We start from the raw sequence: 12,341 nt of genomic DNA, 5'->3' as shown, positions 1-12,341 counted from the left end.
AGCGCCGGTCGCCGGTGATCCTGTACAGTTTGGTCATCACCGGCATCACCATGTAGAGGCCATCGGCCCACCACCAGTAATCGCGGTTGGGCGTACTCATCTGGTATTCCATGACTTCGCGGGCACGCGCGATGCGCTGCGGGTCTCGCTTCAGTTCGTACAAATCGGCGTAGGTCTGGAAGGCGATCTGCCAGTCGCCGAACAGCACGTAGTCGTCGGTTTCGCCGTAGCTATACTTCCATTGCGCTCGGTCGGTCGACTTCGCACCCATCCAGCGGTTGTGCTCGGCCCAGGCTTCGGAGTAACGCAAATAGGCCGGATTGCCGGTGACGCGATAGGCCTCGATATTGCCGGTATGATAGGCCGCCACGTTCCAGAACGCCCACTCGGTGGCGGGCGTGCGCGCCTGCCAGTAAGTGTTCACCTTGTCGATCACGGCCACGGCCTGGGCGCGAGTGACGCCGTGATCGCGCGTGGGGGCTCCGGCACAGCCCGCGAGCAGCACGCTCAGCGTGGCCAGGACGGCAATCAGGTATCTGGTCGGATTCATCTTCTCGATCGTGCGGTTGAGCTCGCCGATCAAGGTAGCACGGCACGCGTCGCCCAAGCCTTGAATCCCGACCGCCGGCGCCTGAAAACACGGGGTTTTGCATGATCCATGCAGTTTTTTGCATCCGCCAGACGAAAAAAAACGCCACTTCCCTCAGGGAAGCGGCGTTTGTCTTGTCGCGCAGCGGACCGTCACGGTCCGCCGGATGGTGCTTAAGCTGCCTTCTGCTCTTCCTCTTCCACCGGCTGGCGGATCAGGTAGTCGAACGCGGCCAGCGATGCCTTGGCGCCCTCGCCCACGGCGATGACGATCTGCTTGAACGGCACCGTGGTCACGTCGCCGGCGGCGAACACGCCCGGCATCGAGGTGTGGCCGCGAGCGTCGATCTCGATCTCGCCATGCGCCGACAGTTCGATCGTACCCTTCAGCCACTCGGCGTTCGGCACCAGGCCGATCTGCACGAACACCCCTTCCAGGTCCAGCTTGTGGGTCTCGCCGGTGGTGCGGTCCTTGTAGCTCAGGCCGTTGACGATCTTGCCGTCGCCGTGGATCTCGGTGGTCTGGGCCGACTTGATCACCTTCACGTTCGGCAGCGAGTTCAGCTTGCGCTGCAGCACCGCATCGGCGCGCAGTTCATTGCCGTACTCGATCAGCGTCACTTCCTTGACGATACCGGCCAGGTCGATCGCCGCTTCCACGCCCGAGTTGCCGCCACCGATCACCGACACGCGCTTGCCCTTGAACAGCGGACCGTCGCAGTGCGGGCAGTACGCCACGCCGTGGTTCTTGTACTCTTTTTCGCCCGGCACGTTGATTTCGCGCCAGCGGGCGCCGGTCGAGACGATCACCGACTTGGCCTTCAGCACCGCACCGCTTTCGGTATGCACTTCGATCAGCTTGCCGCCCACCAGCTTGTTGGCGCGCTGGGTGTTCATGATGTCGACGTCGTAGTGCTTGACGTGCTCTTCCAGGGCGACGGCGAATTTCGGGCCGTCGGTTTCCTTCAGCGACACGAAGTTCTCGATCGCCAGGGTGTCGAGCACCTGGCCGCCGAAGCGGTCGGCCAGCACGCCGGTGCGGATGCCTTTGCGGGCCGCGTAGATCGCGGCAGCCGCGCCGGCAGGACCGCCGCCGACGATCAGCACGTCGAACGGCTCTTTCTTGCTCAGCTCAGCGGCTTTCTTTTCGCCACCCTTGACGTCGATCTTGGACAGGATCTCTTCGACGTTGGTGCGGCCCTGGCCGAAGTGCTGGCCATTCAGGAACATCATCGGCACGGCCAGGATCTGCTTGTCTTCGACTTCTTTCTTGAACACGCCACCGTCGATGGTCACGACCTTGATACGCGGGTTGATCACCGACATCGTGTTCAGTGCCTGCACGACTTCCGGGCAGTTGTGGCACGACAGCGAGATGTAGGTTTCGAACACATAGTCGCCGTCCAGGCTGGCGATCTGGTCGATGACCGACTGCTCCAGCTTGATGGTGTGGCCGCCGACGTGCAGCAGGGCCAGCACCAGCGAGGTGAATTCGTGGCCCAGCGGGATGCCGGCGAAACGCACGCCGATATCGGTGCCGACGCGGTTGATGGCGAACGACGGGGTGCGCTCGTTGGCTTCCTGGCGCACGGTGATCTTGTTGGACAGCTCGGCGATTTCGCGCAGCAGCTCGTCCATTTCGCGCGATTTCGGCGAATCGTCGAGCGACGCAACCAGCTCGATCGGCTGCACCACTTTTTCCAGATAGGCTTGCAACTGTTTCTTCAGGGTCGCGTCAAGCATGATGTTTTCCTTGTATTGATTACGGATGATATGTCGAGAGTGCTTAACAAAAGCTTCGGCCGAAGGTTTTGGTAGGCACTCTAATGAAGCGGGCCGCCGCAGCGGCCCGTTTCAAGGGTGCTACTTAACTACCGGGTAAAGCTTAGATCTTGCCGACCAGGTCCAGCGACGGGGTCAGGGTTTCTGCGCCTTCCGTCCACTTGGCTGGGCAGACTTCGCCTGGGTGCGAAGCGACGTACTGGGCAGCCTTGACTTTACGCATCAGTTCCGAAGCGTCGCGGCCGATGCCGTTGTCGTGCACTTCCATGACCTTGATCTGGCCTTCTGGGTTGATGACGAAGGTACCGCGCAGTGCCATGCCTTCTTCTTCGATCATGACTTCGAAGTTGCGCGACAGGGTGCCGGTCGGGTCGCCGATCAGCGGGTAGTTCACTTTCTTGATCGCGTCCGAGGTGTCATGCCATGCTTTGTGAGCGAAGTGGCTGTCGGTCGAGACGCCGTAGACATTGACGCCCAGCTTTTCGAATTCAGGCTGGAACGCTGCCAGATCTTCCAGTTCGGTCGGGCAGACGAAGGTGAAGTCGGCCGGGTAGAACATCACCACCGACCAGGTGCCCTTGAAGTTCTCTTCGGTCAGGTCGATGAACTTGCCGTTGTGGTAAGCGGTTGCTTTGAACGGCTTGATCTGGGTATTGATGAGGGACATGGAATCTCCTGTTTGGGGTTGATGAAACGTGATGACAAGCAGTTTATCGTTCTGCCCGCCGTTTGTGAAATTGATTGATCCGATATTCTTGATTGATTTTACCTATCAGTCAAGTATTGTTTGGCCCATCTCGCTGAGACAGGCCAAACTCGAAGCCCGCACAGTGTGTCGCAAATGGCAAGCGGGTGCAACCGGCGTTTCGTTTGGGAAGAAGGTGCCTGGGTTGGCAGCCGAGCGTTATACGTCCGCTTCAGCGCACACCGGATGCTCGCTGCACGGCAGCACCAGGCTGAAGGTCGAGCCCTCGCCCGGCGTGCTGGTCACGCGCAGTTCGCCACCGTGCGAGATCGCCAGCTGGCGCGAGATGTACAGGCCCAACCCGAGGCCCTTCGGCTCGCCGTTGCGCGCGCCCCGTTCATAGGGCTCGAAGATGCGGTCGAGGTCAGCCGGGGCGATGCCCTTGCCGTGGTCACGCACGTCGATGCGCACCAGGTCGCCAAGGCGGTCGACACTCACCTGCACCGGCTGGCCGCAGCCGTAGCGCAGCGCATTGGTCAGCAGGTTGACGATCACCTGCTCGACCCGGAACTCGTCCCAGCAACCGGTCACCGGCGCGTGCGGCACCAGGGTCAGGGCATTGCCGGTAGTGGCCGCCTGCAGCGACAGGTCGCTCACCACCCGCTCCAGCAGCTTCATCAGCTCGACCTGGGCCGGACGGATCGACAGCTTGCCGCTGCGCATGCGCGAAACGTCGAGCATGTCGTCGATCAGGCGGATCATCGACTTGATCTGGCGCTCGTCGCGCTGGATCATGCCTTCCATCTGCTGCGGCCCGAAGGCGGCGCTGTTGCCGCGCTTCAGCTGCAGGCTGCGCATCTGGGTTTCCAGGAACAGGGTATTCAATGGCGTGCGCAGTTCGTGCGCCACCAGCGACATGAATTCGTCGCGCATCTTCAGCGAGCGCTGCAGTTCCTGCTGGGTCTGGTTCAGCTCGCGCAGCAGGGTTTCCTGTTCCTGCCGGCTCTTTTCTAACGCGATCATCTGGCGCGCGGTCTCGCGGCGCTGCTGATCCAGCGCCACGAACACATTGACCTTGCTGCGCACCGCGTCCGAGTCGAGCGGCTTGTACATGAAGTCGACCGCGCCGGTCTCGTAGCCCTTGAAGGCGTAATCGAGTTCGCGCCCGGCGGCCGAGACGAACACGATCGGGATGTGGCGCGTACGCGAGGTCGAACGCATCATCTCGGCCAGCTCGAAGCCGTTCATGCCCGGCATCTGCACGTCGAGGATGGCGAGCGCGAATTCGTGCTGCAGCAGCAGCGCCAGTGCGTCCTCGCCGGAACTGGCCTGGTGGATCACGCGCTGGTCGTGGCGCAGCAGCGCTTCCAGTGCCTGCAGGTTTTCGGGCAGGTCGTCGACGATCAGGATCTTGCTATGTTCTTGTTCGCTCATGGTGTCTCCAACAGGGGCAACACGGTGCGGATGCCGGACAGCGGCAGCACCAGGTGCGGGGCGCAGCGCCGGATTGCTTCCTGGGGCATGGTATTGGACTGTGCTTCTTGTGGGTCTTGTACGATGGTCAGGCCACCCTGCTCGCGGATGCGGCACATGCCGTCGGCGCCATCATAGTTGGCGCCGGTGAGCAGGATGCCGACCATCCGCTCGCCATACACGTCGGCGGCCGATTCCATCAGGACGTCGATCGCCGGGCGCGCGAAATGCACGGGCGCTTCGCAGCTGAGCGAAAAGCTGCGGTCGTCCTCGATTGACAGATGATAACCGGCGCCGGCGAAATACACATTGCCCGGCTCGATCGGCTGCTTGTCGCGCGCCTCGCGCACCGGCAGCGCGGTGCGGGCGTCGAACAATTCGGCCAGGCGGCTTTCGCGGTCGGCCGGCACGTGCAGGATACAGGCCACGGCCGGGCGGAAGCCTTCCGGCAGCGTCGGCAGCAGCGCAACCAGGGCATCGACTCCGCCGGCGGAGCCGCCGATCACGACCAGCTCGACCTGGCGGCCCTTTATCAGGGGTGCCAGCTGCTGCTCGGGAGTCGCTACGGGTTTCATGCAGCCACCTTGCGGAACAGGCGCTCGCGCCGCGCCAGCGGTTCGAAGCGCTCGGCGTAGCTGGAAAAGTCGATGCTTTCCTTGCTGCCCAGGCCCAGGAAGCCGCGGTGGCACAGCGACTCGTGGAACAGGCCGAACACGCGGTCCTGCAGGCGCCGGTTGAAATAGATCAGCACATTGCGGCAGCTGACGAAATGGGTTTCCGAGAACACGCTGTCGGTGGCCAGGCTATGGTCGGCGAAGGTCACGTTCTCGATCAGCTCGCGGTCGAAACGGGCGCCGCCATAGGCCGCCGTGTAATAGTCCGAGAACGCGGCCTTGCCGCCCGCCTTCTGGTAGTTCTCGGTGTACAGGCGCATGCGGTCGAGCGGAAACACGCCACGTCGCGCCGCTTCCAGCGACTCGGGATTGATGTCGGTGGCGTAGATGATGCTGCGCTCGAGCAGCCCTTCTTCCTTGAGCAGGATCGCCAGCGAATACACTTCTTCGCCGGTGCTGCAGCCGGCCACCCAGATCTTGAGCGATGGATACGTGCTCAGCAGCGGCGCCACCTGGTCGCGGATCGCCATGAAGTAATCCGGGTCGCGGAACATCTCGGTGACGGGAATCGTCAGGTATTGCAGCAGCTGGGCGAAGCCGTTCGGCTCGTGCAGCACCTTGGCCTGCAGCGCCGACACGGTGTCGCATTCCATTTCGCGCATGGCGACCAGCACCCGGCGCTTCTGCGAGGCGCCGGTGTAGTCGCGGAAATCGTAGTTGTATTTCAAATACACGGCTTCGACGAGCATCCGCAGCTCGATGTCGAAGTCGCTTGGCGGCTTGCTCAAATGCGCTCCAGGGTTGGCATCCAGACCCGCAGCAGCGAGTACAGGCGGGAGAGGTCGATCGGTTTGGCCAGGTAATCGTTGGCGCCGGCGTTCAGGCATTGCTCCTGGTCGTCCTTCATCGCCTTGGCGGTGATGGCGATGATCGGCAGGCGGTCGAAGCGGCCGTCGGCGCGGATGCGGCGCGTCGCTTCCAGGCCATCCATGCCCGGCATCATGACATCCATCAGCACCAAGTCGATGCCCGGCACTTCATCCAGTTTCGCGATCGCCTCGAAGCCGTTGCGGCCGACTTCGACCTTGGCGCCGCGCTGCTCCAGCGCGCTGGTCAATGCGAACACATTGCGCACGTCGTCGTCCACCAGCAGGATGGTGCGGCCCTCGAACACGCGGTCGCGTCCGCGCACCGCCTTGAGCATGCTCTGGCGCTCGCTCGACAGCTCGGATTCGACCTTGTGCAGGAACAGCGTCACTTCGTCCAGCAGGCGCTCCGGCGAACGGGCGCCCTTGATGATGATCGAGCGCGAGTAGCGCAGCAGTTGCGCTTCCTCGTCGCGCGTCAGGTTGCGGCCGGTGTACACGATCACCGGCGGGAACGAGCATAGCTCTTCCTGCGACATGCGCTCAAGCAGCTCGCCGCCCTGCATGTCCGGCAATTTCAGGTCGATGATCATGCAATCGTAGATCTCGTTTTTCAGCAGCTTGAGCGCTTCGCTGGCGGTGCCGACGGCGGCGATCTCGACGTCGTCGTCCTTGATCAGCTGGGTCACGCTGTCGCGCTGGCGCTCGTCGTCCTCGACCAGCAGCACGCGCTTGATCTTCTGGGTCGACTTTTCCTGCAGCTTGCGGAAAACGTCTTCCAGCTCTTCGCGCGAGCTCGGCTTCAGCGCATAGCCGATCGCGCCCAGGTGCAGCGCTTCGCCGCTGCTCTCGATGCTCGACAGCACGTGCACCGGGATGTGGCGGGTGGATGGATTGTCCTTCAGCTGTTGCAGCACGGTCAGGCCGGAACGGTCCGGCAGGCGCACGTCCAGCAGGATGGCGTCGGGACGCTGGCTGGCGGCCAGGGCGATGCCTTCGTCGGCGCTCATGCCCACCAGGCAGCGGTAATCCAGTTCGCGCGCCAGGTCGTACAGGATGCGCGCGAACGGCGCTTCGTCTTCCACCACCAGCACGGTGCGGCGGCCGTTGGCCGGCTTGTCGCGGTCGTCCGGGAAGGTGGCCAGCGGTTCGGCCTCGGCGGCGGCCGTGGCCACCGGCGCCGGCGCGCTGATCTGGATGGTCGAGGTGGCTGCCGTGTACACCGGCGCCGACACATTGGCCACGCTGGCGGTGCCGGCCACGATCGGGGTGGCGGCCGGCGGTACCGCCGGGATGCCGCGCGGCAGGGTCAGGGTGAACACGCTGCCCTCGCCCGGCGCGCTGGACACGGCCATCGAACCGCCCAGCAGGCGGGTCAGGTCGCGCGAGATCGACAGGCCGAGGCCGGTGCCGCCGAAGCGGCGGCTGGTGGTGCCGTCGGCCTGGTGGAAGGCGTCGAAGATCTTTTCCTGTTGGTCGGGGGCGATGCCGATGCCGGTATCCTGCACCCGGAACGCCACCGCGCCGTCCGGCGCGACCAGCACGTCCATGCTGACCGAACCGCTGTCGGTGAACTTCACGGCGTTCGACAGCAGGTTTTTCAGCACCTGCTCGATGCGCTGGCGGTCGGTATGCAGCGTGGCCGGCACCTCCGGCGCCACCGTCACCTTGAAGTCGAGCTGCTTTTGCAGCGCCAGCGGCTCGAAGGTGCGCACCAGGCCCTCGACCACGCGCCGCACCGGCACGTCTTCCGGCACCAGTTCCAGCTTGCCGGCCTCGACCTTCGAAATGTCGAGGATGTCGTTGATCAGCTGCAGCAGGTCGTTGCCGGCCGAATAGATGGTCTGGGCGAAGCGCACCTGCTCGTCGCTCAGGTTGCCGCTGGTATTGTCGGCCAGCAGTTTCGCCAGGATCAGCGAGCTGTTCAAAGGCGTGCGCAGCTCGTGCGACATATTCGCCAGGAACTCGGACTTGTAGCGGCTGGCGCTCTCGAGATCGATGGCGCGCTGCTGCAGCTGCTCCTGCGCCGATTGCAGCGCCGAGTTCTTCATGTCCAGGTTGAGCGCCTGCTCGGCCAGCTGGTCGTTGGTGGTGCGCAGCTCGGCCTGCTGGTTTTCCAGCGCCGACTGCGATTCTTCCAGTGCGCGCGACTGTTCTTCCAGCTCTTCGTTGGCGGTGCGCAGTTCTTCCTGCTGCACCTGCAGTTCTTCGTTCAGGGTCTGGCTTTCTTCCAGCGCGTCCTGCAGGCGCTGGCGGTACAGCACGGCGGCCATCGAGGCGCCGACCGCGGGCGCCACGAATTCCAGGAATTCCTGCTCGCGCTCGCCGATCTCTCCCAGGAAGGCGATCTCGAACACGCCCTTGACCTTGCCGTGGTTGTAGAACGGCGCGATGATCAGGGCGCGCGGGGTCGCTTCGCCGAGCGCGGTGGCGATCTTGATGTAGTCGCCCGGCAGGTCGCGCAGCACCATCAGGCGGTTTTCCTCGGCCGCCTTGCTGGCCAGCGTCGTACCCGGCTGGATCAGCTCGGCGCGCTGCTCGTCGCTATGGGCAAAGCCATAGGCGCCGATGCGGCGCATGATGCCGTCGTCAGAGCGCACGTACATGGCGCCGACCGCGCCGTCCAGGTATTTCACCACGTAGGGCAGCAGGGCGTCGGCCAGCGGCTCCAGGTTGTGGATGCCAGCGCTGCGCACCGTCAGGTCGTTCTGGCCCTTGCGCAGCCAGTCCTGGTGGCGCAGCTTTTCATTGTGCTCGGCTTCGTGCGACAGCACGTCGTTATAAGTGGTCGACAGGCGCACCAGCTGACGGCGGCCGAAGGCGGCCAGGCCGGCGCCGACCGCGGCGCTCAGGATCAGGAAGATCGCCACCGACCAGAACGTGGTGCGGCGCGCGGTGTCGCTGCGCTCTTGCAGCAGGCGCGACTCATTGGCCAGTACCAGGTCGAAGCTGCGCCGCATCTCGTCGGTCAGCAGGCGTCCGCGTCCGCTGCCGACGGCATCGATATAGCTCAGGTTATTGGCGCGGCGGCGCCCGATCATGTCGTTGGCGAACGCTTCCCACTGCTTCTGGATCTGGGCGATGCGCGTGACGCGCTCGGCCTGGGGCGCGTTGTCCTTGACCAGCTCGGCCAGGGTCTCGATCGACCCGTTCATGCGCTCGGCCGACAACAGGTAAGGCGACAGGAATTCCTCGTCACCGGCCAGCAGGTAGCCGCGCATGCCCGACTCCATCTCGGCCGACAGCTTGCGGATTTCATGCGCGTTGCCGATCACCTTCTGGGAATGCTCGACCCAGGTCATGTTATTGATCAGGTACGCAATGACGCCGATGAAAACGACCGCGCTCAGGATGCTCATCCCCAGAGGAAGCGCGACGTTACGGGTCAGAATGCGACGAAACTCGCTGTTATCGATGGTTGGACCGGCCATGCCTGTTGTTTTGATAGAAAAAAATATCCTAAGTGTAACGCAGATGTGAATTCACGCGCACACTGGAGACGCACGGTCGTGCGCAAACGTGCGGCTGCCTGCGCGTCGAGGATATTATCAAAATGCTTATGGATTGCGCGCACGTACGGGTGCGCGGAGGAAGGCGAACCTTACCACGAGACGCTTTGCGGTGCCGACCGGGGCTTAACAATTCGATCGCTGCGGCTCGTGGGGTTGGCGGCTTCGCCACCACCCCTACGCCACCTCACCATCACGCGATCACGCCAGATGCTTGCGCAAATACGGCGCCGTGCGGCTGACTTTGTTGCGCGCGACCTCCTGCGGCGGACCGGACGCCACCACCTTGCCGCCCTCCTCGCCAGCGCCGGGCCCGATGTCGATCACCCAGTCGCTGCCCGCCACCACCCGCATCGTGTGCTCGACTACCACCACCGTGTTGCCGGCATCGACCAGCCGGTTCAGCTGCACCATCAGGCGGTCGGCGTCGACCGGGTGCAGTCCGGTGGTCGGCTCGTCCAGCACATACAAGGTATTGCCGCGCGTAGCGCGCTGCAGTTCGGTGGCCAGCTTGATGCGCTGCGCTTCGCCGCCCGACAGCTCGGTGGCCGGCTGGCCCAGGCGCAAGTAGTCCAGGCCGACCTCCTTTAATACTTCGAGCGCGCGTTCCACCAGCGGCTCGCCGGCGAAAAAATCGATCGCCTCGCCCACCGTCATGCCCAGTACCTCGGCGATGTTCTTGCCGCGATAAGTCACTTCCAGCGTCTTGGCGTTGTAGCGCGCGCCTTCGCAGGTCGGGCACGGCGCATACACGCTGGGCAGGAACAGCAGCTCGACCATGACGAAGCCTTCGCCGGCGCAATGCTCGCAGCGGCCCTTGGCGACGTTGAACGAAAAGCGGCCGGCATCATAGCGCCGCTTCTTCGCATCCGGCGTGGCCGCGAACAGCTTGCGCACGCCGTCGAACAGGCCGGTGTAAGTGGCCAGGTTCGAGCGCGGCGTGCGCCCGATCGGCTTCTGGTCGACCCGCACCATGCGCTTGACGCCTTCCATGCCGGCCACGATGCGGCCTTCCAGCGGCAGCGCTTCGTCGCGCTCCAGGTCCGGCTCCTCGGATTGTTCTTCCTCGACCGCACCGCCCTGCCCCAGCGCACTGCCGACCAGTTCGACCAGCACCTGGCTCACCAGGCTCGACTTGCCCGAGCCGGAGACGCCGGTCACGCTGGTCAGGACGCCGAGCGGGAAATCGACCGCCAGGCCATCCAGGTTGTTGCGGCGCACGCCTTCGAGCTTGAGCCAGCCGGTCGGCTCGCGCGGCGTGCGGCCCGGCGCCGGCGCTTCGTTGAACAGGTAGCGCCGGGTCTGCGACTCCTCGACCTTGCGCAATCCTTCCGGCACGCCGCTGTACAGGATCTCGCCGCCGCGCTCGCCCGCCAGTGGGCCGACGTCCACTAACCAGTCGGCCTGGCGGATCACGTCCAGCGCGTGCTCGACCACGAACAGCGAGTTGCCGGCCGCTTTCAGCTGGGCCAGCGCATCGAGCAAGGCTTCGGTATCGGCCGGATGCAGGCCGGCCGACGGTTCATCCAACACGTACACCACGCCGAACAGGCTCGAGCGCACCTGGGTCGCCAGGCGCAGGCGCTGCAGTTCGCCCGGCGACAGCGTCGGCGTGCTGCGTTCCAGCGCCAGGTAACCCAGGCCCATGGCAAGCAGTACCTCGAGGCGCGCGGCCAGGTCGGCGGCAATACGCCGGCGCACGATCAATTGCTCGTTATGCAGTTTGGCGTCGGCCTTGTCGACCTTGCCCTCGGTTTCGGTGTACGGCTTGATCAGGCGCGCCAGCTTTTCCAGCGGCTGGCGCGACAGTTCGGCGATGTCGAGACCGGCGAAGGTGACCGACAGCGACTCGCGCCGCAGGCGCTTGCCTTCGCATTCCGGGCAGGCATTGCTGACCATATAGCGCGCCACGCGCTTCTTCATCGACGCGCTTTCGGTATTGGCGAAGGTCTGCAGCACGTAGCGGCGCGCGCCGGTGAAGGTGCCCTGGTAGCTGGGCGTGTCCTTGCGCTTGAGCGCGGCCTTGGTCTCTTTCGGCGTGAGGCCGGCGTAGACCGGCACGGTCGGGGTCTCGTCGGTGAACAGGATCCAGTCGCGGTCCTTCTTCGGCAGGTCGCGCCACGGGGTATCGACGTCGTAGCCCATCGTCACCAGGATGTCGCGCAGGTTCTGGCCATGCCAGGCCGGCGGCCAAGCGGCGACCGCACGTTCGCGGATGGTGAGACTGTCGTCCGGCACCAGCGACTGCTCGGTCACGTCATAGATGCGGCCCAGGCCCGAGCAGCGCGGGCAGGCGCCCTGCGGCGTGTTGGGCGAGAACGATTCGGCGTACAACAATTCCTGGCCGGGCGGATAGTCGCCGGCGCGCGAATACAGCATGCGCAGCGAATTGCTCAGCGTGCTGACGCTGCCCACCGACGAGCGCGCAGTTGGCGTGCCGCGTTGCTGCTGCAGCGCCACCGCCGGCGGCAACCCTTCGATCTCGTCCACCTCGGGCACCGGCATCTGGTGGAACAGGCGGCGCGCGTAGGGCGACACCGATTCCAGATAGCGCCGCTGCGCCTCCGCATACAGCGTGCCGAACGCCAGCGACGATTTGCCGGAGCCGGACACACCGGTGAACACCACCAGCGCCCCGCGCGGGATATCAAGGCTGACGTTCTTCAGATTATGCTCGCGCGCACCACGCACATGGACATAACCGTCTTCCACGGCGAGCTGGACGTGCTGCTGGGGATTCTTTGCGTTCTTATTGCTGGGCATCTGCCCTCCGACATCATCGACGATCCCCCATTCAACCGCCGGGCCCGACTGATGTCAGTGC

At 64.4% G+C, this 12,341-nt stretch carries 8 protein-coding genes; all 8 read right to left on the bottom strand.

All coding sequences use genetic code 11. From position 1 onward, the window contains the following. Positions 1-583 (bottom strand): glycoside hydrolase family 88 protein (locus tag RTQ83_RS13115; protein ID WP_312515110.1); only part of this gene is annotated, 583 nt, incomplete at its 3' end. Positions 584-762: 179 nt separating this feature from the next. After that, on the bottom strand, positions 763-2,331 hold the full coding sequence (gene ahpF / locus RTQ83_RS13110; protein WP_312515107.1) for an alkyl hydroperoxide reductase subunit F: 1,569 nt from the start codon (positions 2,329-2,331) through the stop codon (positions 763-765). Between the two features lie 142 nt (positions 2,332-2,473). Beyond that, entirely contained in the window at positions 2,474-3,037 is a 564-nt protein-coding gene (gene ahpC, locus RTQ83_RS13105; RefSeq protein ID WP_290420525.1) for an alkyl hydroperoxide reductase subunit C, read from the bottom strand. Between the two features lie 237 nt (positions 3,038-3,274). Then, the gene (locus RTQ83_RS13100; RefSeq protein ID WP_312515102.1) at positions 3,275-4,489 is read right to left on the bottom strand and encodes a hybrid sensor histidine kinase/response regulator; all 1,215 of its coding nucleotides are present in this window, start codon (positions 4,487-4,489) and stop codon (positions 3,275-3,277) included. Beyond that, complete coding sequence (locus RTQ83_RS13095; protein WP_312515098.1) at positions 4,486-5,103, bottom strand: chemotaxis protein CheB; 618 nt, start codon at positions 5,101-5,103, stop codon at positions 4,486-4,488. Before RTQ83_RS13095 ends, RTQ83_RS13100 begins: the two co-directional genes overlap by 4 nt. Beyond that, a complete protein-coding gene (locus RTQ83_RS13090; RefSeq protein WP_312515142.1) occupies positions 5,100-5,891 on the bottom strand; it encodes a CheR family methyltransferase in 792 nt (263 codons plus the stop codon). Before RTQ83_RS13090 ends, RTQ83_RS13095 begins: the two co-directional genes overlap by 4 nt. A gap of 35 nt (positions 5,892-5,926) precedes the next feature. Next, positions 5,927-9,439, bottom strand: coding sequence for a response regulator (locus RTQ83_RS13085; RefSeq protein ID WP_312515095.1), 3,513 nt, complete (start codon positions 9,437-9,439; stop codon positions 5,927-5,929). Positions 9,440-9,718: 279 nt separating this feature from the next. After that, complete coding sequence (gene uvrA, locus RTQ83_RS13080) at positions 9,719-12,280, bottom strand: excinuclease ABC subunit UvrA (protein WP_312515092.1); 2,562 nt, start codon at positions 12,278-12,280, stop codon at positions 9,719-9,721. Between the last annotated feature and the right edge of the window lie 61 nt (positions 12,281-12,341).

Origin of the sequence: Massilia sp. (assembly GCF_031995545.1) — a bacterium.
Classification (GTDB): domain Bacteria; phylum Pseudomonadota; class Gammaproteobacteria; order Burkholderiales; family Burkholderiaceae_D; genus Telluria.
This window is presented reverse-complemented; position numbering and strand designations above follow the sequence as displayed.